Here is a 24,677-nt window from a genome sequence, read left to right as displayed (position 1 = left end):
GTAGGGATATAAGTCTTGCTTATGTCTTCGCGCGATGCTCATGCAGGACGGCGGAACAGGCCACGCGGATCTGGTCGCGCATCATCTCATCGGAGCGTGAAAGGGCCCGCGTCCGCGAAGTGAGAAGCGCGATCGGAAATTCCGGTCCTGCCGTCAGCGGCCTGACCGCAAGCCCGGCAAACTGATGCCAAGGCAGCAGCGCGTCGACCAAGGCGATGCCCAGACCGGCCTGGACAAAACCGACCGCGGAGATGGATACGTCGATTTCGAGCGACGGCGAAAGCGTCACACCTTGCGCGCGGGCAGCGTTGGCCAGTTCGTCGGCAGGACGAGTGTTGCCGCGATACGATATCAACTCCTCCCCGGCGAGGTCGGCGAGCGTCAGTTCGGCTTTCTTTTGCAGCGCGTGCCCAGCGGGCAGCAGGCATGCGAAGCCGACGCTGCCGATCACCTCCGCCTCAATATCCGGAGGGAGCCGGTCGTCCATGGCCACGCCGAGGCTGGCATCGCCCGCTCGCAGCATGTCGATGATGGCAGCGATCGGCGCGCTATGAGCACGCAACATTATGTTGGGATGCTGGGCCCGGAATTTGATGAACGCACGCGGCAAGATAGCCATGGCCGGCGGCGGCGAGGCGGCGACCCGCACCAGCCCTGCCCGACCCAGGCGTAGATCGGTAGTCTTGCGGCGCAAGCCTTCAAGCCCCGCCGACAACCTCTCGGCATCAGGGAAGATCTCGAGCGCCTCCGGGGTCGGCCGCAACCGGCCCTTCACCCGCTCGAACAGCGTGAAGCCGAGTTCGTCCTCGGCGTGGAGCAGGATCTGGCTCAAAGCAGGCTGGGAGATGTTCAGCATCCGCGCCGCGGCGGTCACGGTGCCCGCGCGCATGACGGCGATGAACACTTCGAGCTGCCTGGCCCGCATTGCTACTCCATAGGTAAAGCTTATGGCTTCTGTCCAAACCCATCTTTGACGCAATACCGTGGTGCGGACAAGATTGGTCAAAGATTCACCGCAAGAGGGCGCCATGGATGTGATCGTGCTGGGCGGCGGACTGATGGGGACGGCTTCGGCCTATTTCCTGGCCCGGCGCGGCGCGCGCGTGACGTTGATCGAGCGCAACCGGATCGGCGCTGGAGCAACGGTTGCCTCCTTCGGCAACATCCGGCGCACGGGGCGTCATCTGTCCCAGCTTCCGCTGGCCCATCGCTCGCTCAGGCTGTGGGGCGAGGCCGAAAAAATGCTTGGCCGCGACGTGGAATTCCGCGCTGCCGGCCATATCCGGCTGGTCTTCGATGAAGATAGCCTCGCCGACATGCGGGCCTATGCCGAGGCAGCGCTGCCGTGGGGGCTTGAACTGGAGGAGCTCAGCCCGCGCGAGATTCGCGCTCGTTTTCCCGGTCTCGGTCCTGATGCTATTGCGGCGTCGTTCTCGCCGCACGATGGCAGCGGCAATCCGCGGCTGATCGCACCGGCCTTTGCCGAGGCTGCCCGCAGGCTGGGCGCCGAAATCGTCGAGGCGGCTGAGGTGGAGAAGATCACCTGCACGGGCTCCAGCTTCCTTGTAGCCAGCTCAAAAGGTACGTTCGACGCCGAGTGTCTGCTCAACACTGCCGGTGCTTGGGGCGCGCGCATCGCCGCACAATTCGGCGAAGCGGTTCCGCTCGACGCCCGCGGCCCGCAGATGGGCGTGACCGAGCCACTGCCGCATCGGATCCTGCCGGTTGTCGGCATCTGGACGCGCAATAAGGACCATGGCGCCTATCTGCGTCAGGTCGAGCGAGGCAACATTGTCTTCGGCGGAGCGGCCGAAAGAGTCGCGGTGGACCTCGATCCAGGCCACGCGGCCGCCGACCCCATGCGCTTGCCCATGCAGTTGCGCGCCGTCGCGCGACTGCTGCCGGCGATCGCGCAGGCTACGGTCATCCGCACCTGGTCCGGCTGCGAGGGCTATGTCAGGGACATGCTGCCGGTCATGGGATGCTCGGCGACGACGCCAGGCCTGTTTCACGCTTTCGGCTTCAGCGGACACGGCTTCCAGCTCGGTCCGGGTGTGGGCGATGCCATGGCCGAGCTCATCATGACCGACCGTTGCGAAACGCCGCTCGACGATTTCAGGGTTGATCGCTTCGGCCGCGCCGCCTGAAGAAGCAACTCACGACATCCGCGCAACGACGGCCCTTTTTGGCCGCGAAGGCGGGATAGTCAGTCTCGCCGGCGCCTTCGAGTATGAGGATCTCAAGCGGGCGTTGCGCGCCCGCACGGCTGGCCGCCATCAGGAATGGCCCGGTGATTGCATCGGCATTCATCATCTCGTCGGTGCTGGCCTCCCTCAACGGGCTGCTGCTCGGCGCCTATATTGGCGGCGCCTTCCTCGAAATGGGCCAGCCCTATCTGCTGCAGTCGATCGCAGCGGTGGTGCTGGGCGGAACGCTTATCTTCGGCGGTTCGGCAACCGCGCTCGGCACCATGTTTGCCAGCATTCTTCTCATCCTGATCGTCACCACCATGCAGATCATCGGCCTGCCTCCCGGCGCCCAGGATATCGTCCAGGGCATCGTCGTCATCTTCGTGCTCGCTCTTGCTGGAAGGCAAGCGATGGCGCGGCGAACGTCCGTCGATGTCGCGAGCGGCGACGATGATGCCGCAACGCTGACCAGGGGTGGCCCGGCATGAATCAGCGGCATTCCATGCCGATCCAGATTGCCAAACTTTGGTAGAGTGATTATACCAGTTGATAACATGACGATTGGCGGAGCCGTCGTTGGACATCAGGAGTAGCGATACATGACAACGATTGCACTGTTCGGTGCCGGCGGGAAAATGGGTTACCGCCTGTCGACCAATTTTCGCGGCTCGCCCTACACGATACGCCATGTCGAGGTCAGCGAGGCCGGCCGCGAGCGGCTGAAATCGGGGCTGGGTTTCAATGCCGTCAGCGCCGATGAGGCGCTCGAAGGCGCCGAGGTGGTGATCCTGGCGGTTCCCGACACGCATATCGGCAAGGTCGCGGCCAGCATCGAGAGCAAGCTTGCATCAGGCACGATGGTGGTGGTGCTCGACGCCGCAGCACCTTTCGCCGGCCATTTGCCGAAGCGGCCGGACCTGACCTACTTCGTCACCCATCCCTGCCATCCGCCGATCTTCAACGACGAGACCGACATGGCGGCCAAGAAGGACTATTTCGGCGGCGTCAAGGCCAAACAGCATATGGTCAGCGCGCTGATGCAGGGGCCGGAGGAGGACTTCGCCAAGGGCGAGGCGATCGCCAAGATCATCTGGGCGCCGGTCATGCGCTCGCACCGCGTCAGCGTCGATCAGATGGCGTTGCTGGAGCCCGGCCTTTCGGAAACCGTGTGCGCCTCGCTGCTCGTCGTCATGAAGGAAGCCGTCGATGAAGTGGTTGCGCGCGGCGTCGACCAGCAGGCCGCACTCGACTTCCTGCTCGGCCACATGAACGTGCTCGGCGCCGTAATCTTCGGCGAAACCAAGGGTGTGTTCTCCGACGCCTGCAACAAGGCGATCGAGTTTGGCAAGCCGGTGCTGATGCGCGACGACTGGAAGCGGGTGTTCGAGCCGGAAGAGATCGCCGCAAGCATTCAGCGCATCACCTGAAAAAGGCGGGTGAAGGGGAAATCGCATACTCATCAGGTACATGTCATCTGAATTTGTGATTGACTCATCATACCAGTTGGCCTAGCTATTGCTGTGCTCAGGCCAACACGCCTTTGCAGGGGGATTCGTGGCCTGGACGAACGGAGGACGGCCGGAAAGCGGGTGCACGACGGTCCGTTCAGCTGGCAAACAAACGGTTTTGCAACTGAGACGATCCGCAGTCTGAAATGCGGACAGTGGCCTGAATTGATCAAGGCTTTTTCAACGGGAGGACTTCATGAAACTCACTCGCAGAATGACACTCGCGGCTTTCGCCGGCATGCTGGCACTTGGCACCGCAGCCCCAGCCTATGCGGCGGACCTCATCGCCATCATCACGCCCTCACACGACAATCCGTTCTTCAAGGCGGAAGCCGTCGGCGCGGAAGCCAAGGCCAAGGAACTCGGCTATGAAGCGCTGGTGCTCGTCCATGACGATGACGCCAACAAGCAGTCCGAACTGATCGACACGGCGATCGGTCGCGGCGCCAAGGCGATCATCCTCGACAATGCCGGCGCCGATGCCACCGTCGCTGCCGTGCAGAAGGCCAAGGACGCGGGCGTTCCGTCCTTCCTGATCGACCGCGAGATCAACGCCACCGGCGTTGCCGTCGCGCAGATCGTTTCCAACAACTACCAGGGCGCCCAGCTCGGTGCGCAGGAATTCGTCAAGCTGATGGGCGAGAAGGGCAATTTCGTCGAGCTCGTCGGCAAGGAATCCGACACCAATGCCGGCATCCGCTCCAAGGGCTATCACGACGTCATCGACGATTATCCGGACCTGAAGATGGTCGCCCAGCAATCGGCCAACTGGAGTCAGACCGAGGCCTATTCCAAGATGGAATCGATCCTGCAGGCCAACCCCGACATCAAGGGCGTCATCTCCGGCAACGATACGATGGCGATGGGCGCCTATGCGGCGCTGGTCGCGGCGAACCGCAAGGACGTCATCGTTGTCGGCTTCGACGGATCGAACGACGTGCGCGATTCGATCACCGCGGGCGGCATCAAGGCGACGGTCCTGCAGCCGGCTTATGCGCAGGCGCAGATGGCGGTTGAACAGGCCAACGACTTCATCAAGAACAAGAAGTCGCCCGCCAAGGAAAAGCAGTTGATGGACTGCGTTCTGGTCAACAGTGAAAACGCTCCGAAGCTGGAAACCTTCGCGCTGACGAACTGAGCCAGCGTGACATGAATAGCGAGGGGCGAATTTCGATTCGTCCCTCGCCGCCGTTTTCTGTGGGTACCGACCACCATGCTGCACAACAGGCCGCCATGCTGAACAAGCCGACCTGGTCGATCCTTGCCGTGACAGTCGGCATCAGCCTGACCGCCTGCAAGATTCTGCCTACACAATCGGCGGACGGCGGCGACGCTGCCGCTTTCAATCCGGACAAGATGGTCGAGGAGATATGGGCGGCGAAGGTCGTGCCCTATCTCCAGCAGAAAGCCGGGCCGTTTCCCGAGGTGCACGCCCTGGCGAAAACCGATCCCGCCGCTGCCGGTGCCAAATACGGTAACCCAAATAAGCAGGCGAACTCGCCATGGACCTTCACCGTTCGCCTGGAGGGCGAGATCGTCGCCGCAAACACCCAGTCGCGCGCGGCGACGGTGGATGTCGATGTCGATGGCGACGGCAAGGCGGATGCGCGGGTGCAGATCGGACCAGCGATGCGGGGAACCGCGCTGCGCGACAGCCTCGATTTCGTCCAGTTCAACGACTTCACCAACCAGATCGATTTTGCCCAGTTCGGCAAGGCGTTCAACGCCTATGCCGGCAAGACCGTGCTTTCCAAACTGCCGCGCGACGCCTTGGAAGGCCGGACGGCCAAGATACTCGGCGCCTACACGCTCGAAAGCGGCCAGGACCTGCCGCTGGTGACGCCGGCGGAGGCAGAGATCGGGCCGAAGCCATGAGTACCGTGGCAAATCACGATGTCATTCTGAAGCTGGAAGACGTCTCCAAGGTCTATTCGGGCACCGTTGCGGTCAAGCGCGCGAATTTCGAGGTGCGCAAGGGCGCGGTCAATGTGCTGGTCGGCGAAAACGGCGCCGGCAAATCGACGCTGATGAAGATCATTGCCGGGGTAGAGCAGCCGACCGCCGGCCGTATTCTGCTCGAAGGTGAAGACGTCTCCTTCGCGTCATCGGGAGACGCGGTGAACCGCGGCATCGGCATGGTGTTCCAGGAGCTGAACCTGTTCGGTAACCTGACCGTCGCCGAGAACATTTTCGCCACCCGCGAGATCACCAACCGGTTCCGCAAGATCGACCGCAAGGAGCAGGAGCGCCGCGCTGCGCAATTTCTCGAACGCCTGCAGGCCGGGATCCGGCCCGACATACTGGTCGAGGATCTGCGCATCGGCCAGCAGCAACTGGTCGAGATCGCCAAGGCGGTTTCGCTCGATGCGCGCATCCTGATCATGGACGAACCGACCTCGGCCCTGAGTGCAGCGGAAGTCGAGATCCTGTTCAAGGTGATTGCCGACCTCAAGGCGCGCGGTGTCGCCATCGTCTACATTTCGCACCGGCTCGAGGAGCTGATCCGCATCGGCGACTACATCACCGTGCTGCGCGACGGGCACATCACCGGTCAGGAGGAGATGAAAAACGTCGACACGCGGTGGATCGTGCGGCAAATGATTGGCTCCGACGCCAAGGATTTTGCCAAAGCCGACGGCCATGTTCCAGGCGAAGAGATATTCCGCGCCGAGGACATCTGCCTGTCGCGCGCGACCGGCGGTCTTGCGGTCGACCATGTCTCGCTGTCGCTGCGCGCCGGCGAGATCCTCGGCATCTATGGCCTGATGGGCGCCGGACGCAGCGAGCTGTTCGACTGCATCATGGGCCGTCATGGCCGAGCCACCGGAACGATCTTCATCGCCGGTAAGAGGGTCAAGGAGCGCGATACGACACGGCGCATCCGGCGCGGGCTGGCGCTGATCCCCGAAGACCGCCAGCGCGAAGGGCTGGTGTCGATCCTGTCGGTTGCCAGCAATCTGACGCTGGCCAGCCTGTCGCGGTTTGTCCGCCTATTTCATATCCGCGGCGGCCCTGAAAGGCAGGCGGTGGTGCAGATGGTGCGGGAACTGGCGATCAAGGTTGCCGATCCGGCACAGGAGGTCTCGTCGCTGTCCGGCGGCAACCAGCAAAAGGTGGTGATCGGCAAGGCGCTGCTTACCGGGCCCAAGGTGCTGCTGATGGACGAGCCAAGCCGCGGCATCGATGTCGGCGCCAAGGCCGACGTCTTCCGCACCATGCGCAAACTGTCGCGCGACGGATTGGGCATTCTCTTCGCAACCTCGGATCTCGATGAGGTGATGGCGCTGTCCGACCGCATCGCGGTGATGAGCAATGGAAAACTGACCGGCATGTTCGATCGCGCCGAGGCGACGGAGGCAGTTCTTGTCGCTGCCTCGGCGCTTGGCCACGGGCCGGCCCCGCACACGGAGAACACCGCCCATGACTGACATCCCGGCCAAGGCGGCTGTTCCCTCTGCTGCCAGCGGCTCGCTGCTGCTGACGCTGATGAAGGCGCGGACCTTCATCGCGCTGATCGCCGTGCTGATCTTCTTTTCGATCGCGGCGCCGAACTTCCTGTCGACCGCCAATCTTATCTTGATGTCAAAGCACGTGGCGCTGAATGCGTTCCTGGCCATGGGCATGACCTTCGTCATCATCACCGGCGGCATCGACCTTTCGGTCGGCTCGATCGTCGGCCTGTGCGGCATGGTCGCCGGCTATCTCGTGCTCAACGGCATCGACCTGCAGATCGGCTACACCATCTATTTCAACGTGGTCGAAATCGCGCTCATCACCCTTGCCGTCGGCATATTGATCGGCGCCGTCAATGGATTGCTGATCACCAGGCTGAACGTCGCGCCGTTCATCGCAACGCTCGGCGTGCTCTATGTCGCGCGCGGCCTGGCGCTGCTGTCGTCCGATGGCCGCACCTTCCCCAACCTCGTCGGCAAGTCGGAACTCGGCACCACTGGCTTCGGTTTCCTCGGCGCCGGCCGACTGCTCGGCCTGCCGGTGGCGATCTGGATCCTCATCGTAGTTGCGCTGGCGGCGGCCTATCTCGCCAAATACACGCCGCTCGGCCGCCACATCTTCGCGGTCGGCGGCAATGAACGGGCGTCGCGAATTTCCGGCGTGCGTGTCAACATGGTGAAGATGTTCGTCTACATGTTCTCGGGTTTCTGCGCGGCGATCGTCGGCCTGATCATCTCCTCCGAATTGATGGCCTCGCATCCGGCAACTGGCGAGAGTTTCGAGCTGAACGCCATCGCGGCGGCGGTGCTTGGCGGCACCTCGATGTCGGGCGGGCGCGGCACGATCGGCGGCACCATTGTCGGTGCCTTCGTCATCGGCATTCTTTCGGACGGGTTGGTGATGATGGGGGTGAGTTCGTTCTGGCAGATGGTGATCAAGGGCCTCGTCATCATCGTCGCGGTCGTCGTCGATCAGGCGCAGCGCCGGCTACAGAGCCGCGTGACGCTGATGCAGATGGCAAAGGCAGGCTGAGCATGACGGAGTTGCGTGGAGCGCTGATCGGCTGCGGCTTCTTTGCCGTCAACCAGATGCATGCCTGGCGCGACATTGCCGGCGTCTCGATCGTCGCCATCTGTGACCGCGACCCGGAACGATTGAGGATCGTCGGCGACCAGTTCGGCATCGCCCGGCGCTATACCGACGCGACGACACTTTTTGCCGGCGAAAGCCTGGATTTCGTAGATATCGCCACCACAGCACCCAGCCATCGTCCGCTGGTCGAGATGGCAGCACGGCACCGTGTTCCGGCAATCTGCCAAAAGCCGTTCGCGCCGACGCTTGCCGACGCCAAGGCGATGGTAAAGGCTTGTGCGGACGCCGGTGTGAAGCTGATGGTGCACGAGAATTTCCGCTGGCAGTCACCGGTCCAGGCGGTGCGCGCCGTGCTCGACAGCGGCGAGATCGGCACGCCCTTCTTCGGCCGCATCTCCTTCCGCTCTGCCTATGACGTGTTTTCCGGCCAGCCCTATCTGGCGACGGGAAAGCGCTTCATCATCGAGGACCTCGGCATCCATAGTCTCGACATAGCCCGCTTCTTGCTGGGCGACGTGTCGACGATCACGACACGAACCGCGCGGATCAACCCTGCTATCGCCGGCGAGGACGTCGCAACCATGCTGATGGACCACAAGAGCGGCCCCACCTCGGTGGTCGACTGCAGCTACGCGACGAAGCTCGCCACCGAACCATTTCCCGAAACGCTGATCGAAATCGACGGCAGTGACGGCACCATCCGGCTTGCGCAAGGGTACCGGCTTACCGTCACCGGCAAGAACGGCACGAAGGTGACTGACGCCTCGCCGCCGCTGCTGCCTTGGGCATCGCGGCCCTGGCACAACATCCAGGAAAGCGTCGTTGCCATCCAGCAGCACTGGGTGGACTGCCTTGCCGCGGGCCGCGAACCCGCCACCTCAGGTGCGGACAATCTCAAGACGTTCGCGCTGGTCGAGGCCGCCTATGCGGGTGCTGCGAGCCGCGAACCGGTGCAGCTCGACGCCTTGCTGAGATGACTACCGACGCCTTCCTCCTTTACGGCACGCGCGCGGTTGAAGCCGAACCGGTCAGGCTGCGGGCTGGCACGCTCAGCGCCGACTTCGTCAATGGCAACCTGCGCTCCGTCCGCTATGGCGGCATCGAAGTGCTGCGCGCCATCGCCTACATCGTCAGGGATCGCGACTGGGGTACCTACGAACCGACGCTGACGGATCTCGTCATCGACCTGGGCGCCGATGCCTTCACTGTCAGTTACTCGGCAAGCTGCTTGGGGCAAGGCGGAAGCAGGCTCGACTTTCGTGCCACGATCAACGGCGATGCCGACGGCCGGCTGGTTTTCGACGCAACGGCTCTCCCCGAAAGCGATTTCGAAACCAATCGCTGCGGTTTCTGCATCCTGCATCCGATCGCCGGCCTGGCCGGCAGCCCGGTCACGGTCGAGCATACCGACGGAAGCGTGGTGGCGACGAGGCTTCCTGACCTGATCGACCCCTGGCAGCCCTTCAAGAATCTGCGGTCGATTACCCATCAGGTTCAGTCTGGCGTCACCGCCGAATGCCGGATGGAAGGTGACACCTTCGAGATGGAGGACCAGCGCAACTGGTCCGATGCATCCTACAAGACCTATGTTCGACCGCTCGCGCTGCCATGGCCCTATGTGCTGCCTGCCGGCCGAAGCCTGCGCCAGACGATCAGCCTGCGCATAACCGGCGACGCGAAAGTCCCGGCCGCTGCAGCAATCGCCGAGCCGGTTCGCGTCGAACTCGGCGAAGCCGGACCGAAGCTGCCGGATATCGGCGTGATCATCTACCCGGAAGACGCCGACACTGCGCTCGCAAACCTCCCGATACTCGCCGCGCTGGGTCCTCAGCAGCTGATCTTCCACTACGATCCGACGCGCGGTCATGGGCTCGACGCCTTGCGCTCGTATGCCCGGCTTGCGGTGGCCTATCCGATATCCACCACCCTCGAATGCGTTGTTGCCGGCGCGAGTGATCTCAGTGTTGAGCTGTCAGGCGTCGCCGACAGGGTACGCCAGGCCGGGCTGACGCTCTCGGCAATCGCCGTCTCGCCTTCGGTCGACCGGCAGTCGACGCCGCCCGGCAGTGCTTGGCCCGAGTGTCCGCCGCTCGAAGAGGTCTATGCCGCTGCCCGGCGCGCCTTTCCCGATCTGCGCCTCGGCGGCGGCATGTTCAGCTATTTCACCGAACTCAACCGCAAGCGCGTGCCGCCCAATCAGCTTGATTTCGTCAGCCACTGCACCTGCCCGATCGTGCATGCCGCCGACGATCTCAGCGTCATGCAATCGCTGGAGGCGCTGCCTTTCATCATCGCATCCGTGCGGGCGATCTTTGGAACAAAGCCCTACCGCATCGGTCCGTCGACCATCGCCATGCGGCAGAACCCTTACGGCGGCGCGACAAAGGCCAATCCTGGGGGACAGCGCATTGCCATGGCTGACCGCGATCCCCGCCATGCCGGCCTGTTCTCGGCGGCATGGACGATCGGCTATGCCGCGCGAGTCGCATCGGTTGGGCTGGAGCAACTCACGCTCTCCGGTTTAACCGGGCCGTTTGGCGTGCTCGCGGCATCTGGAGAACCCGTCGCAGAGGGAACACCCCGGCCGATCTTCCACGCCATCAAAGGGCTTTGCGAAATGGCCGGCCTTGCGCATTTGGCGGCAAGGACGAGCGATGAGACCAAGGTGCTGGCGCTGGCCGGGCGCTCCGCCTCGGGCAAGACCGTCCTGTGGCTGGCGAACCTGACAGCGGACGATGTACCTGTCGACATTTCAGCGCTTGGCCAAGGTCAGCTTGTGATGGCGCCTTACGCGATCAGCCGGATCAGCTGAACTTGCGGATTCACTTTTCCGAATTCATCACATAGAGCGCGCGCGAGCGTTCGAGGTGCTTGATCATCGCCTTTTCGGCGCCCTCCGCATCTTTCTTCTCGATGCGGCCGATGATCTCTTCGTGCTCGGTGAGCGTGAACTGTTCCTTGCCGGTCCAGATCAGCATTTCGGTGTGATATTCCTTCAGCCAACCCAGCATCGCTTCGCTGACCGCAACATAGATCGGGTTGCCGGATATCGCGGCGATCTGGGTATGAAACTTCATGTCGACGGATATGAAGGCTTCGGAGTCGCCGCGAAAGCTGCGCTGTTCGGCAACGGTGGCGCGCAGCCGCTGCACATCCTCTGCGGTGGCCTTTTCGGCGGCTTCCCTGACCATGCCGCGCTCGAAGAAGATGCGCGCTGTCTTGAGGTGCTCCAGCGTGTCCTTCGACGACGACAGGATGATCTTGGCCGCCCCGTCGACCTGCTTGATGATCGACTTGGCGGTCAGCTGCAGCACCTTGGCGCGCTCGCCATGCGAGATCGCCACCAGCCCCATATTGCTCAACGCCTGCATCGCCTCGCGGATCGCCGGCCTGCCAACCTCGAAGCGCTCCATCAGCTCGCGCTCCGACGGCATGTCGTCGCCCGGCAGCAATTCACCGCTGGTGATCAGGCGCTTCAGCCGTAAAAAGACTTCGTCGGAAAGCTTGCGCCGGACGATCGGCTCCGAACGGTTCATCGTCGCGAATCACTCCCTTGACCGGCCTCTATCTAGCACTGCCGTCATGATTTCCAGAATGCCTGTCCGCCAGTCGGATCATATCCCGCAAGCAGGATATCCCTTGCAATACTTATGTACTCATTATACCAGATTTCGAGGATCAGGGAACTTTTTTCGAACTCCTTCGACCTGGATAGCAGATCATGATCACCCTTACCTACCGCATCGAAACGTCGGGGAGCATCGATGCGCTGGCGGCCAAGATCGCCAGCGACCAGTCGACCGGAACCTTCGTTGCGCTGCCGGGCGAGACCGAGGAACTCAAGGCCAGGGTGGCCGCACGCGTTCTGGCAATACGGCACCTGCCCGACGCCCTTCAGCCCTCCATTCCCGAGACCGGTGATGGGCCGTTCAAGCGTGCGGATGTGGATATCGCCTTTCCGTTCGACGCCATCGGCACCGACCTTTCGGCGCTGATGACCATCGCCATTGGCGGCGTCTATTCGATCAAGGGCCTGTCCGGCATCCGCATCGTCGACATGAAGCTGCCGGAGGACTATCGGGGCGCGCATCCAGGTCCGCAGTTCGGCGTCGCCGGCAGCCGCAGGCTGACTGGCGTCACGGATCGGCCGATCATCGGCACGATCGTCAAGCCGGCGCTGGGGTTGCGGCCGCACGAGGCGGCCGCAATGGTGGCAGAACTGATCGCGGCCGGCGTCGATTTCATCAAGGACGACGAGAAGCTGATGAGCCCCGCCTATTCGCCGCTGGCCGAGCGCGTGAAGGCAATCATGCCGCTCATCCTCGACCACCAGCAGAAGACCGGCAAGAAGGTGATGTATGCCTTCGGCATTTCGCATGCCGATCCGGACGAGATGATGCGCAACCACGATCTGGTGGCGAAGGCCGGCGGCAATTGCGCGGTGGTCAACATCAATTCCATCGGCTTTGGTGGCATGGCCTTTTTGAGGAAGCGCTCCAGCCTGGTGATCCACGCCCATCGCAATGGCTGGGATATCCTCACACGACATCCCGGCCTCGGCATGGATTTCAAGGTCTGGCAGCAGTTCTGGCGGCTGCTCGGTGTCGACCAGTTTCAGATCAACGGCATCGCCTCGAAATACTGGGAGCCGGACGAGTCTTTCGTCGAGTCCTTCAAGGCGGTGACGACGCCGATTTTTGCGCCTGATGATTGCGCGCTGCCGGTTGCGGGTTCCGGCCAGTGGGGCGGACAGGCGCCCGAGACATACGAACGAACCGGCCGGACGGTCGATCTCCTCTATCTCTGCGGCGGCGGCATCGTCAGCCATCCGGACGGTCCGGGCGCCGGCGTGCGCGCCGTGCAGCAGGCGTGGCAAGCGGCGGTCGACGGCACGTCGCTGGCGGAATTCGCCCACAATCATGCGGAATTGGCGCGCTCGATCGAAAAATTCGGTGACGGCAAGGCGGCCTGAAGCGATGCAAAACCTGCTGCTCAGCTATTATGGCGACGACCTCACCGGCTCGACCGACGTCATGGAGGCGCTCGAGCTCGGCGGCGTGCCCACCGTGCTGTTCATGCGCCAGCCGGACGAGGCCTTGCTTGCGCAGTTCAGCCATTGCCAGGCCATCGGGCTGGCCGGGACCAGCCGAAGCGAGACGCCGCAATGGATGGACACGCATCTCAAGAGCGCCTTCGCCTGGCTGAAGACACTCAACGCCGAGATCTGCCACTACAAAGTCTGCTCGACCTTCGATTCCAGCCCGACGATCGGCAGCATCGGCCGGGCGATCGAGATCGGCCGCTCTGTCTTCAGTCAGGACAGCGTGCCGCTGCTGGTCGGCGCGCCGCAGCTCAAGCGCTACACTGCCTTCGGGCATCTGTTTGCGGCCTATCGTGAAAAGTATTTCCGCATCGACCGCCATCCGGTGATGAGTCGCCACCCGACCACGCCGATGGATGAATCCGACCTGCTGATCCACCTGTCGCGGCAGACGGAGCTTACGTCAGGGCTGGTTGACCTCGCGACCCTGCAATCCGCGTCGCGGTCGAGCTCGTTCGATCGGCTGATCGCCGACGGCACCGGCATCGTGCTCGTCGATGTCGACAGCCGCGACACCCAGGCCCTTGCCGGCAAGGAGATCTGGCGCGCCCGCAAGCAGGGGGGGTATTTTGTCGTCGGCTCTTCCGGCATCGAATATGCGCTGCTTGCAGAATGGCAGGGAAATGCAAGCGCGAGTTTCCCACCGCCGGGCGCCGCCGACCGGATAGCTGTGGTGTCGGGCAGTTGCTCGCCGACAACGGAACGGCAGATCCGCCATGCTTTGACCGACGGCTTCGACGGGATCGAGGTCGATCCTATCGAACTGGTTTCGGAACGTTCCGATCAGGCGATCGCGCGTGCGGCAGTACGCGGCCGCGCCAGCCTGCAGGCGGGGCGCAGCGTCATCCTCTACACGGCGCTCGGGCCTAAGGCGGATCGCGGCGCCGAGATCGACCGGCAGGAGGGCGCGCGCCACAAGCTCGGCCGAGGCCTCGGTGCGCTGCTGCGCCAATTGACGGAGGAGCAGAGCTTGCGGCGCGTGATCATTGCCGGCGGCGACACGTCAAGCCATGCGCTGGGAGAAATGGGCGTCGACGCGCTGACTGTCAGGATGACCCTGCCCGCCTCGCCCGGTTCCCCACTTTGCGTAGCTCATTCCAGCATCGAAGCGATCGACGGGCTAGAGGTCGCGTTGAAGGGCGGGCAGGTAGGAACCGACCGTTATTTCTCGTCCATCCGTGACGGCCTTCGCAGTTGACAGTGGCGCTAGGCTGGTAAACCGCGAAACCTGAAGAGAAACATGCACTGTCCATTAGTGCTTCAACTTGCGCCGAAGCACCATGCGAAAACATGTATGCCCGAAAGTGGACCAGCAGAGCCCTCCCGACCAGGCCTTTGGGGGTAAAGTTGAGCGATGACCGCCTCCGGGAAGGCTGCGCTTCGCCCGGAATGACGGACATGCGGCGCGAAGCAGACCCGCCTTTGTGCACGTCGTTCTACGCTGTAGCCCTCTCCCTTTTTGAAAGGTCTTTACTTCGTTGGGGACGTGGGCGCAGATCGGACTTGCCAGATCGCAGATGGAGAATGCCAGTTCAGCGGAAATGCGATACGGACACGAAAACAATTTTCGACAGTGACGCCGCCACCGAAACTACGCTAACGCCGCCGTTTGTATCCCTCTACTCCCACTCGATTGTACCCGGGGGCTTGCTCGTCACGTCGTAGACGACGCGGTTGATGCCGCGCACTTCGTTGATGATGCGCGTGGCGGCGGCGCCGAGGAACGCCATGTCGTAGTGGTAGAAATCCGCAGTCATGCCGTCGACCGAGGTGACGGCGCGCAGCGCGCAGACGAATTCATAGGTGCGGCCATCGCCCATCACGCCGACGGTCTGCACCGGCAACAGCACGGCGAAGGCCTGCCAGATGGCGTCGTACAGGCCGGCCTTGCGGATCTCGTCGAGATAGATGGCGTCGGCCTCGCGCAGGATCTCCAGCTTCTCGCGGGTGATGCCGCCCGGGCAACGTATTGCAAGGCCGGGGCCTGGAAACGGATGCCGGCCAATGAAGCTGTCGGGCAGACCGAGTTCCTTGCCGAGCGCCCTGACCTCGTCCTTGAACAGTTCGCGCAGCGGCTCGACCAGCTGCATGTTCATGCGCTCGGGCAGGCCGCCGACATTGTGGTGCGACTTGATGGTCACCGACGGGCCGCCGGTGAAGGAGACGCTTTCGATGACGTCGGGATAGAGCGTGCCCTGCGCCAGGAAATCGGCGCCGCCGAGTTTTTTGGCCTCCTCCTCGAACACCTCGATGAACAGCCGGCCGATGGTCTTGCGCTTCTTCTCGGGGTCGGCCTCGCCCTCCAGCGCCGAGATGAAGCGGTCCGAGGCGTCGACCAGGATCAGCGGCAGATTGTAATGCTGGCGGAACATCGCCACCACGCCTGCTGCCTCGTCCTTGCGCATCAGGCCGTGGTCGACGAGGATGCAGGTGAGCTGGTCGCCGACCGCCTCGTGGATCAGGAGTGCCGCCACCGAGGAATCGACGCCGCCCGACAGCGCGCAGATCACCTTGCCCTTGCCAACCTGCTTGCGGATCGTCTCGACGGCGTGCTCGCGGTAGGCGCGCATCGTCCAGTCGCCCTCGATGCCGGCGATGTTGTGGACGAAATTCCTGAGCAGCCTTGCCCCATCCGGCGTGTGCACCACCTCGGGGTGGAACATGATGCCATACATCTTGCGCTCGACATTGCCGAAGATGGCGAAGGGCGAGCCCTCCGATTTGCCAAGCACCTCGAAGCCCTTGGGCAAGGAGATGACGCGATCGCCATGGCTCATCCACACCTGATGGCGCTGGCCGGGCGCCCACAGGCCCTCGAACAGTGGGCTGTCCTTCTCGATCTCGACGAAGGCGCGGCCGAATTCGCGATGGTCGGAGCTTTCGGCGACACCGCCCATCTGCACGCACATGGCCATCTGGCCATAGCAGATGCCAAGCACCGGCACGCCGGCGTCGAAGACGATCTGCGGCGCGCGCGGGCTGCCAATGTCCGACGTCGAGGCCGGGCCGCCCGACAGGATTACCGCCTTAGGATTAATGCGCTCGAAGGCCGCTTCGGCCGACTGGAAGGGCACGATCTCGGAAAAGACGCCGGCTTCGCGGATGCGGCGGGCGATGAGCTGCGTAAACTGGCTGCCGAAATCGACAATCAGGACGGTGTCGGGGTGATTGGCTGTCTTCATGGCGAGCGTTTAGAGAAAGAAATGAGTCGGCGCAATGGGTTGCGAGACGTCTCTCTCAATCCGATTCCGCATCTTCACGCGATGAATCAAACTGAAGTGCGCCCGATCCGATCGCTTGGTCGAGCCGCATGACGGCATCGGCCAGCTTCTCGTCGATGACGTGGAGATATTCCTTCCAGTCGCCGACATGCCTCAGATCGGCGGCGCCGTCGGAAATGCCGCGCAGCCCGACAAGCGGCACGCCGAACAATTGACAGGCGCGCAAACAGGCAAAGGTCTCCATGTCGACCATGTCCGCGGCGATCGCATCATAAGCGCCACCGGAAATGATCGCACCACCGGTCGACAGCGTCGCCTCCCGGATGCCTGGAATCCGGAACGGCAGCGGCACCGTCACCGGCAGGTCGAGAAACGGCGTCGCGCCCTTCTCGAAGCCCAAGGGCGAGGCATCGATATCGCGATAAGCGACCGATGCGGCCTGGTAGATTTCCGTCTGTTCAAGCGTGCGGCTGCCAGCCGAACCGAGAGAAACGACGAGGTCCGGCAGCGCCTTCTCGGACTTCAGCCAGGACAGTTCAGCGCCGAGCCTGACAGCCGCCTCGACCGGTCCCACGCCTGTCATCACAGGCGTGAACAGTCGCTTGAGATGCGGACCGTATTCGGCTTCGGCGGCCATGACGAAGAGGACGTTCCTGCCCGCGATCCGGACGGCGTTGCCCATCGGCTCACCCTTCAATGCCATCACGCCCGACCACCGTCATCATCGTTCCGGTCATGGTGGCGATCAGCTTGGCCTCGCCGTCGGCGGCGAAGGCATACGCCTGGCCGTCGGCGACGACGATGGTACGGCCGGGCTTGGTGACCGAGCCGCGAAACAGGAAGCGTTCGCCCCGGCCAGGCGCCAGCAGGTTGACCTTGAACTCGATGGTCAGCACGCTGGAATTCTCCGGCATCAGCGAGAACGCCGCGTAGCCGCAGGCCGAATCCAGCGCCGTCGAAATGACGCCGGCATGGAGGAAGCCATGCTGCTGGGTTAGCGCCGCCGAATAGGGCATCTCGATCTCGATGATGCCGGGCGTCACCAGCGTCAGTTCGGCGCCGATGGTCGTCATGGCCTTCTGGCGCGCGAAGGACGTTCTGACGCGGTCCTCATAGTCGGGGGCGGGTACGATCTTTGCTGCCATGGCCATTGCTTTCACACCTCAGGCACATCTCAGGGAAGCTTATTGCAGAGGCGCGTACGACAGGCAATCGCTTTTGCTGCACTGCAACAAAGGCATATCAATTCGACCAAAGGATAGACGCGTTGAGCAAGGTCGCGAAAGCGACCCATGCCGCATATGGCACGAATAACCAGCCGGAAAGTGGCTCACGATCCCAGACCCGGATGATGAAGGCAATGATGCTGACCAGAAGCAGGACAATGACGACAAGAGCCGGCCCCATCAATTTGGCGCCGAAGAAGGTCGGTGACCAGAGGAAATTCAAGGCCAGTTGGGCACCCCAGATCTTCATCGCCGGGCTGGCCGGATTCCACCGCCATGCTCGCCAGCCGGCTATGGCGATCATTACATAGAGCAGCGACCAGACCGGCGCGAAAATCCAGTTGGGTGGATTGAAGGGCGGCTTCACCAGGGACGCGTACCATTCGCCCGGTAAGGTCGCGTAGCCGATCAGCAAGCCCCCGCCCAGCACCAGAACAAGGAAAAGAAAAAGCGACAGGTATTTTTGCAAGCAAGGCCCCTTAGCGGCTTCAGCGCCGCCACCTCCGAACTGGAGCACTGGCGTGGAATGTCAACCGCGGCGTCAGCCAGCCTTACGCAGTGCGCAAAGATAAAACCCGTCGGTGCCGCTGAGCAGCGGCGACAGCGAGATGCCGCCCGCGCCGCCAATGCGCGCGGCAGCCGCGTGGCCGGGAAAGCGGCTGTCCCAGAACTTCCGGTGGTCGACCGGGACAAAGCCGTCATGACGCTCCAGGAAGGCCGCGACCTGGTCGCCATTCTCCTCGTCGAAGACCGAGCAGGTGATGTAGACAAGCAGGCCGCCGGGTTTGACGAAGGCCCTGGCATCGTCGAGGATCGCCGATTGCTCGGCCTTGCGGGCATCGAGCTGTCTCTGCGTCAACCGCCATTTGGCATCGGGCCGGCGCCGCCAGGTGCCGCTGCCGGTGCAAGGCGCATCGACCAGGACGATGTCCATGTGGTTCTCGAGAGGGGCGAGTTCCGCCGGCTTGGTGACGATCTGCACATTGCGGTTTTCCGAGCGGCGAATGCGGTCGAAGATCGGCGCCAGCCGCGCTTTCTCGGAGTCATGCGCAAAGACCTGGCCTTTGTTGCCCATGGCCGCCGACAGCGCCAGCGTCTTGCCGCCGGCGCCGGCGCAAAAATCGAGAACCTGCATGCCAGGCTCGGCGCCGGCAAGTGCTGCCACAATCTGCGAGCCCTCGTCCTGGACCTCAAACCAGCCTTTCTGGAAGGCCGGCTCGGCCTGTACGTTCGGATGGCGTCCGTCGCCGTCGATCGGCGGGATGCGGATGCCGTGCGGCGCGATGTCGGCGGCTTTCGCGCCGGTTTGCGTCAGTTCCGCCAGCACCTTGGCGCGATCGGCCTGCAGCGTGTTGACCCTGATGTCCAGCGGCGGACGGGTGGCAAGTGCGGCGCCCTCACCGACCCAGTTCGCGCCGAAGGCGCGCTCGAAAAGCGGTTCGCACCAATCGGGAATATCGGCCCGCACCGCAGCCGGCGCATCGGCAAGCCGGCGGTCGGCGACTGTTTTCAGTTCGCCGTCGCTCAGCAAGGGCGGCGCGAACTTGTCGCCGTCGAGCGCCCCGTTCAGCGACTGCGCCGTCTGGTCCCATTCGAGCAGCAGCGCGCCGAAGCCGATGGCGCGTGGCGTGTCCTCGCCGAGCAGCCAGCCGGCGGAGCGCTTGCGGCGCAGCGCATCATAGACGATGTTGCCGATTGCCGCGCGGTCGCCGCCGCCGGCAAAGCGGTGCGACAGCCCCCAGTCCTTCAGCGCGTCGGCCACCGGACGGTGGCGCCGGCTAATGTCCTCCAGCACTTCAATGGCCGCCGCCAGACGTCCTCCCAATCGCATTTTTTATTTCCGTTGTTTGGCCTTGTCGGCAAATTGCGTTCGGCCCTGCTCTATCGCATCAGCCCAGAAATCGGAACGATTTTCGGAAAGGTACGGCGCGGGCGTGGAGCGTTCCCTGCGCGCTCTACAGTGCGCGACTGGAGCGCACAAGCGCGCCGGCTGGCGCAATGCTCGCGCTTTCAAACTTTTCAGGTTGCGATACTCTTCCGCTGCGTGATTCGCCAAGAACAGCAAGCGGATCGACGGGAAATTACGAGGAGAGGGCAATGAAGACTTATCTGGCGGAAGTTCTGGGTACATTTCTACTGGTGTTCATCGGCACTGCTTCGGTGGTGACGGGCGGCTTCGGCGGCGCGCTGCCGATTGGCCAGGAAGGCATCGGTCTGGCGTTCGGCATCGGCCTTATTGCGGCGGCCTATGCGATCGGCCCGATCTCGGGCGCGCATCTCAATCCGGCGGTGACGCTCGGCGTGTTCCTTGCCGGCCGGATGCCGGCCAAGGACGTCATCCCCTACTGGATCGCGCAAGTCATCGGCGCCATCATCGCGTCGCTGGCGCTGTGGATCATCGTTTCCGGCCAGGTCGGCGGCCACACTGGCGGCTTCGGCGCCAATGGCTGGGATACGACAAAATGGGGCGTCAGCTCGGCGTTCCTGTGGGAGCTGATCGGGACCTTCACCTTCGTGACGGTGATCCTCGGCGTCACCAGCGCCAAGCATACGACGGCTTTCGCCGGCCTCGTCATCGGCCTGACGCTGGCCGGGCTGCATTTCGCCATCATCCCGGTCACCGGCACGTCGCTCAACCCGGCCCGCTCGATCGGCCCGGCGCTGTTTTCGGGAAGTGCCGCGATCGGCCAGCTCTGGCTGTTCATCGTCGCACCGTTGATCGGCGGCGCCATCGCAGGTGTCGTCGCCAAGGCCGGCATTTTCGAGAAGGATTGATTTTCGAAGCCTGAATACAAAAGAGGCGCGGACCACGGCCCGCGCCTCTTTTGTTACATCAAGTGCCTGGATCAGGCCGCCAGGTCGAAGCGGTCGGCGTTCATCACCTTAGTCCACGCCGCCACGAAATCCCTGGTGAATTTCTCCTTCGCGTCCGCCGTCGCATAGACTTCGGCGAGAGCGCGCAGCTGCGAATGCGAGCCGAAGATGAGATCGGCGCGGGTGCCGGTCCATTTAACTTCGCCGGTCTTGCGGTCGCGGCCCTCGAACACATCCTTGGCGTCCGACGTCGCCTTCCATTCCGTGCCCATATCGAGCAGGTTGACGAAGAAGTCGTTGCTGAGCGTTGCCGGCCGCTTGGTGAAGACGCCGTGCTTGGATTGCCCAACATTGGCGTCGAGCACGCGCAGGCCGCCGACCAGAACCGTCATTTCCGGCGCCGTCAGCGTCAGCAATTGCGCCCGGTCGACCAGCGCCTCCTCGACAGTCAGCCGCAGCTTGCCACTGACATAGTTGCGGAAGCCGTCGACGGCCGGCTCCAGTGGCGCAAAGGAGTGGATGTCGGTCTGCTCCTGCGAAGCGTCCATGCGCCCCGGCGTGAAGGGAACCTTGACGTCGTTCCCGCCGTCCTTCGCAGCCTTCTCGATGGCGGCACTGCCACCGAGAACAATCAGGTCGGCAAGCGAAACCTTCTTGTCGCCGGACTGCGAGGCATTGAATGCCTTCCGGATCGCTTCGAGCTTGTCGAGGACCTTGGCCAGCTCGGCTGGCTGATTGACGGCCCAATCCTTCTGCGGCGCCAGGCGAACACGCGCGCCGTTGGCCCCGCCGCGCTTGTCGGAACCACGGAAGGTCGAGGCCGAAGCCCAGGCTGCCGCGACCAGTTGCGGCACCGAAAGGCCGGTCGCCAAGATCTCAGCCTTGAGCGCTGCAGCGTCCTGCTCGTCGATCAGGACATGGTCGACCGCCGGGATGACGTCCTGCCAGGGCAGTTCTTCCTTGGGAACGAGCGGGCCGAGATAGCGCACACGCGGGCCCATGTCGCGGTGGGTCAGCTTGTACCAGGCGCGCGCGAACGCGTCGGCGAACTGATCCGGGTTCTCGTGGAAGCGCTTCGAGATCGTCTCGTAGGAAGGATCGAAGCGCAGGGCGAGGTCTGTGGTCAGCATCGAGGGCGCATGACGCTTGGCCTGGCTGTGGGCATCCGGAACGGTGCCGGCCCCGGCGCCGCCTTTCGGCGTCCACTGATGGGCGCCGGCCGGGCTCTTGGTCAGCTCCCATTCGAAGCCGAACAGATTGTCGAAGAAGTTGTTGCTCCACTTCGTCGGCGTCGTCGTCCAGGTCACTTCCAGGCCGCTGCCGATCGCATCGCCACCCTTGCCGGTGCCGAATGTGCTTGCCCAGCCGAGACCCTGCTGCTCGATGTCGGCGCCTTCCGGCTCGACGCCGACCAGCGACGCGTCGCCGGCGCCATGGGTCTTGCCGAAAGTGTGTCCACCGGCGATGAGCGCGACTGTCTCCTCATCGTTCATGGCCATGCGCGCGAAGGTGTCTCTGATATCGCGCGCCGCGGCGAGCGGATCCGGATTGCCGTTCGGGCCTTCCGGATTGACGTAGATCAGACCCATCTGCACGGCGGCAAGCGGGTTCTGCAGATCGCGGTCGCCGCTGTAGCGCTCGTCGGCCAGCCACTTGCCTTCCGGACCCCAGTAGATGTCCTGTTCGGGCTCCCACACATCGGCGCGGCCGCCGGCAAAACCGAAAGTCTTGAAGCCCATCGATTCCAGCGCCACGTTACCGGTGAGGATCATCAGATCGGCCCAGGAGATCTTGCGGCCGTATTTCTGCTTGATCGGCCAAAGCAACCGGCGGGCCTTGTCGAGATTGACATTGTCCGGCCAGCTGTTCAGCGGCGCAAAACGCTGCTGGCCGGCTCCGGCGCCGCCGCGGCCGTCGCCGATGCGGTAGGTGCCGGCGCTGTGCCAGGCCATGCGGATGAACAGCGGCCCGTAATGGCCGAAGTCGGCCGGCCACCAGTCCTGCGAGTCCGTCATCAGCGCATGCAGATCCTTGATCACCGCGTTCAGGTCGAGGCTCTTGAACTCCTCGGCATAGTCGAACGCCTCGCCCATCGGATCGGACAGCGAGGACTGCTGGTGCAAAACCTGGACATTGAGCTGGTTCGGCCACCAGTCGCGGTTGGCCCTGGCGATGGTTGTGTGCACGACCGGGCATTTGCCCGTGCTGGGATCGTCGGTTTGAGCGTCCATTTTCGTCTCCGATTTCATGAGTTTTCCGGGCGGGCCCAGCGGCCGCACCATTCTGGAATGATTCCAGAGTAGGCCGCATCGCCGATAAAAACAAATTGCCTTTCCTGTTTTTTTCGATAGGTTTTTCTTATGATAGGCCTCACTGTCCGGCAGATGCGGTATTTCGAGGCGCTGGCGCAGACTCTGCATTTCGGCCGCGCCGCAAAACTTGCCGGCGTCAGCCAGCCGGCGCTGTCCTCACAGATCGCCGGGATGGAGCAGCAGCTGAACTGCCGGTTGTTCGAGCGTGGCGGCAAGCTGGTGCGGATGACTGACGAAGCGCTGGCCTTGCAGCCCCGCATCGAGCGCATTCTCGCCGATATCCGTGACGTCGAGACGACGGCCCGGCGCGGCCGCCCGGCCATGGAGGGGCGCTTCCGGCTTGGCATCATCCCGACGGTCGCGCCCTATCTGTTGCCGCATGCGCTGCCGGAGCTGAAACGGCATTTCCCGGCCTTGCAACTCGAACTGCGCGAAGCGGTGACCGCATCGCTCATCGAGGACAGCGCGTCGGGCAGGCTCGACGCCTTCATCGCCGCCCTGCCCCTCGATCAACCCGGACTGGTCAGCGAAGAGCTGTTCCGCGACCGGTTTTTCCTCGCCGTGCCGGCCGGCGATCCCGCATTCGCCTCGCCGCCGGTGCCGCCGGAAAGTCCGGCGCTGGAAAGGCTGATGCTCTTGGAGGAAGGCCACTGCCTGCGCGAACAGGCGCTCGCCGTCTGCGGCAGCGTGCGTCCGGTGGCGATGGCAAGCTACGGCGCCACCAGCCTGACGACGCTCTTGCAGATGGTGGCGCACGGGCTCGGCGTCACGCTGATCCCGGAAATGGCAACAAGGCCGGCCAGCGCCATGCCGGATCTCAAGATCGTGCCGTTCAAGGAGCCGATGCCGCAACGCACGATTTGTCTCGCATGGCGACGCAACAAGGCGCGGCACGACGAGTGTGTTGAACTGGCTAAGATTATTCGAGGGTTGGATGCGGCGGTGTTGGCGGCTTGAGGTCGAGGTCGGAGCCGCCATTCGGCTCTTACTTCAGCGAGATGCTCATACCGCTAAGATCTGCGTTGACTTGCAGGCCCACCTGTCTGCCTGAGAGTTCGAGTTGAGCGCCCTTGTCATTGGTCATGACGATCACCTGGGCCCCTTTGCCAAGCGCGCCGCCACCGCCCGCTGCACCGTACACCCCGGCCACATCCCGGGCGCGCCGAATGTTGCGCACAGTGCCTCGGAAATAGGTTTTGGAGACCCCGAAGGCGAAGCCGCCGGAGACAGCGCCGACCGAGATGGGATATCGGCGGCCATGGAAGGTCAGCGTGCCCTCGCCACCGGAGCCGCCGATGAAGAAGGCTGCCTTATAGACGGCGAAGCGGATGGTGCCGCTGTCGGCATACGCAGTGCTGGCAAAGCCAACTCCCGCGGCGGCGATAACGCCAACCGCGACCGAACGAAATCTCGACGAAATCTTCATGATGAGAACTCCTTGGATTGCCGCTTCCCCAGCCTGCCGGGCACGTCAGCGTCGTATCAAAATCATAGCTGAACAGTCTCGCCCATCATTGGTTCCAAGCACGCGGCCTGAAACCGGCTGGAAACGACCGCTACGAAACGAGGTCATGGCGACCAGTGGTATCGGCTACCCGCCGCTCTGGATGACCAGACAGAGCAGTCTGTGGCATTGAGCACGCAGCCTTTCGGAAGAACGAAATTTTCGTTCGTTCGAATGACGAAAACCAGGAGATAGGAGTTAACCTCTAGGTGCGCGGCATCCAGCGCCGCGGCGTGCAGTAATGGAGAATACAATAG

The 24,677-nt window shown here is 63.3% G+C and carries 21 protein-coding genes and 1 pseudogene; 13 read left to right on the top strand and 9 right to left on the bottom strand.

Annotation, left to right across the window (positions count from 1 at the left end):
* Positions 1-19: 19 nt before the first annotated feature.
* Positions 20-925, bottom strand: a complete 906-nt coding sequence (locus C9427_RS07240) for a LysR family transcriptional regulator (RefSeq protein WP_107648450.1) — start codon at positions 923-925, stop codon at positions 20-22.
* Positions 926-1,028: 103 nt separating this feature from the next.
* Here C9427_RS07240 and C9427_RS07235 point away from each other — a divergent pair, with 103 nt between their 5' ends.
* The 9 genes and pseudogenes from C9427_RS07235 (at position 1,029) to apnL (ending at position 11,054) form a co-directional block, all read left to right on the top strand.
* Positions 1,029-2,147 (top strand): NAD(P)/FAD-dependent oxidoreductase, encoded by a 1,119-nt coding sequence (locus tag C9427_RS07235; protein ID WP_107648449.1) that lies wholly within the window; start codon positions 1,029-1,031, stop codon positions 2,145-2,147.
* A gap of 107 nt (positions 2,148-2,254) precedes the next feature.
* Positions 2,255-2,677 (top strand): annotated as a pseudogene (locus tag C9427_RS07230) (ABC transporter permease); the annotation flags it as partial.
* Between the two features lie 111 nt (positions 2,678-2,788).
* On the top strand, positions 2,789-3,616 hold the full coding sequence (locus C9427_RS07225) for a phosphogluconate dehydrogenase C-terminal domain-containing protein (RefSeq protein ID WP_107648448.1): 828 nt from the start codon (positions 2,789-2,791) through the stop codon (positions 3,614-3,616).
* Between the two features lie 277 nt (positions 3,617-3,893).
* Complete coding sequence (locus C9427_RS07220; RefSeq protein ID WP_107648447.1) at positions 3,894-4,835, top strand: D-ribose ABC transporter substrate-binding protein; 942 nt, start codon at positions 3,894-3,896, stop codon at positions 4,833-4,835.
* 95 nt (positions 4,836-4,930) lie between these two features.
* Positions 4,931-5,572: a DUF2291 family protein gene (locus C9427_RS07215; protein WP_107648475.1), complete on the top strand. Its 642-nt coding sequence runs from the start codon at positions 4,931-4,933 to the stop codon at positions 5,570-5,572.
* A complete protein-coding gene (locus C9427_RS07210; RefSeq protein ID WP_107648446.1) occupies positions 5,569-7,125 on the top strand; it encodes a sugar ABC transporter ATP-binding protein in 1,557 nt (518 codons plus the stop codon). Before C9427_RS07215 ends, C9427_RS07210 begins: the two co-directional genes overlap by 4 nt.
* Positions 7,118-8,182 (top strand): ABC transporter permease, encoded by a 1,065-nt coding sequence (locus C9427_RS07205; protein WP_107648445.1) that lies wholly within the window; start codon positions 7,118-7,120, stop codon positions 8,180-8,182. Before C9427_RS07210 ends, C9427_RS07205 begins: the two co-directional genes overlap by 8 nt.
* A gap of 2 nt (positions 8,183-8,184) precedes the next feature.
* A complete protein-coding gene (locus C9427_RS07200; protein WP_107648444.1) occupies positions 8,185-9,219 on the top strand; it encodes a Gfo/Idh/MocA family protein in 1,035 nt (344 codons plus the stop codon).
* On the top strand, positions 9,216-11,054 hold the full coding sequence (apnL, locus tag C9427_RS07195; protein WP_107648443.1) for a D-apionate lactonase: 1,839 nt from the start codon (positions 9,216-9,218) through the stop codon (positions 11,052-11,054). Before C9427_RS07200 ends, apnL begins: the two co-directional genes overlap by 4 nt.
* A gap of 10 nt (positions 11,055-11,064) precedes the next feature.
* Here the strand turns inward: apnL and C9427_RS07190 are convergent, their stop codons facing one another.
* Entirely contained in the window at positions 11,065-11,778 is a 714-nt protein-coding gene (locus C9427_RS07190) for a transcriptional regulator NanR (RefSeq protein WP_107648442.1), read from the bottom strand.
* Between the two features lie 185 nt (positions 11,779-11,963).
* Between C9427_RS07190 and oiaX the strand changes: the two genes are divergently transcribed.
* Both oiaX and C9427_RS07180 read left to right on the top strand, forming a co-directional pair.
* The gene (gene oiaX, locus C9427_RS07185) at positions 11,964-13,214 is read left to right on the top strand and encodes a 3-oxo-isoapionate-4-phosphate decarboxylase OiaX (RefSeq protein WP_107648441.1); all 1,251 of its coding nucleotides are present in this window, start codon (positions 11,964-11,966) and stop codon (positions 13,212-13,214) included.
* 4 nt (positions 13,215-13,218) lie between these two features.
* Positions 13,219-14,541, top strand: a complete 1,323-nt coding sequence (locus C9427_RS07180; protein ID WP_107648440.1) for a four-carbon acid sugar kinase family protein — start codon at positions 13,219-13,221, stop codon at positions 14,539-14,541.
* 421 nt (positions 14,542-14,962) lie between these two features.
* Here the strand turns inward: C9427_RS07180 and guaA are convergent, their stop codons facing one another.
* From guaA to C9427_RS07155, 5 genes are all read right to left on the bottom strand, one after another.
* Entirely contained in the window at positions 14,963-16,525 is a 1,563-nt protein-coding gene (gene guaA, locus C9427_RS07175; RefSeq protein ID WP_107648439.1) for a glutamine-hydrolyzing GMP synthase, read from the bottom strand.
* Between the two features lie 55 nt (positions 16,526-16,580).
* Positions 16,581-17,246: a 5'-methylthioadenosine/S-adenosylhomocysteine nucleosidase gene (locus C9427_RS07170; RefSeq protein ID WP_107648438.1), complete on the bottom strand. Its 666-nt coding sequence runs from the start codon at positions 17,244-17,246 to the stop codon at positions 16,581-16,583.
* A 4-nt stretch (positions 17,247-17,250) separates the two neighbouring features.
* Complete coding sequence (locus C9427_RS07165) at positions 17,251-17,709, bottom strand: PaaI family thioesterase (RefSeq protein ID WP_107648474.1); 459 nt, start codon at positions 17,707-17,709, stop codon at positions 17,251-17,253.
* A 97-nt stretch (positions 17,710-17,806) separates the two neighbouring features.
* Entirely contained in the window at positions 17,807-18,259 is a 453-nt protein-coding gene (locus tag C9427_RS07160) for a TspO/MBR family protein (protein ID WP_097572227.1), read from the bottom strand.
* A gap of 72 nt (positions 18,260-18,331) precedes the next feature.
* On the bottom strand, positions 18,332-19,621 hold the full coding sequence (locus C9427_RS07155) for an RsmB/NOP family class I SAM-dependent RNA methyltransferase (RefSeq protein ID WP_107648437.1): 1,290 nt from the start codon (positions 19,619-19,621) through the stop codon (positions 18,332-18,334).
* 266 nt (positions 19,622-19,887) lie between these two features.
* Between C9427_RS07155 and C9427_RS07150 the strand changes: the two genes are divergently transcribed.
* Positions 19,888-20,565 carry an MIP family channel protein gene (locus tag C9427_RS07150; protein WP_107648436.1) on the top strand — a complete coding sequence of 226 codons (678 nt, stop codon included), beginning with the start codon at positions 19,888-19,890 and terminating at the stop codon, positions 20,563-20,565.
* 71 nt (positions 20,566-20,636) lie between these two features.
* Here C9427_RS07150 and katG read toward each other — a convergent pair whose 3' ends face one another.
* Positions 20,637-22,835 carry a catalase/peroxidase HPI gene (gene katG / locus C9427_RS07145; protein WP_107648473.1) on the bottom strand — a complete coding sequence of 733 codons (2,199 nt, stop codon included), beginning with the start codon at positions 22,833-22,835 and terminating at the stop codon, positions 20,637-20,639.
* Between the two features lie 129 nt (positions 22,836-22,964).
* On the opposite strand from katG, the gene C9427_RS07140 reads away from it, so the two are divergent.
* Positions 22,965-23,873: a hydrogen peroxide-inducible genes activator gene (locus tag C9427_RS07140; RefSeq protein WP_107648435.1), complete on the top strand. Its 909-nt coding sequence runs from the start codon at positions 22,965-22,967 to the stop codon at positions 23,871-23,873.
* 28 nt (positions 23,874-23,901) lie between these two features.
* Here the strand turns inward: C9427_RS07140 and C9427_RS07135 are convergent, their stop codons facing one another.
* Entirely contained in the window at positions 23,902-24,342 is a 441-nt protein-coding gene (locus tag C9427_RS07135) for a lipid-binding SYLF domain-containing protein (RefSeq protein WP_107648434.1), read from the bottom strand.
* Positions 24,343-24,677 lie beyond the last annotated feature (335 nt).

The organism is Mesorhizobium helmanticense, from assembly GCF_003034915.1.
Lineage (GTDB): Bacteria > Pseudomonadota > Alphaproteobacteria > Rhizobiales > Rhizobiaceae > Mesorhizobium > Mesorhizobium helmanticense.
This window is presented reverse-complemented; position numbering and strand designations above follow the sequence as displayed.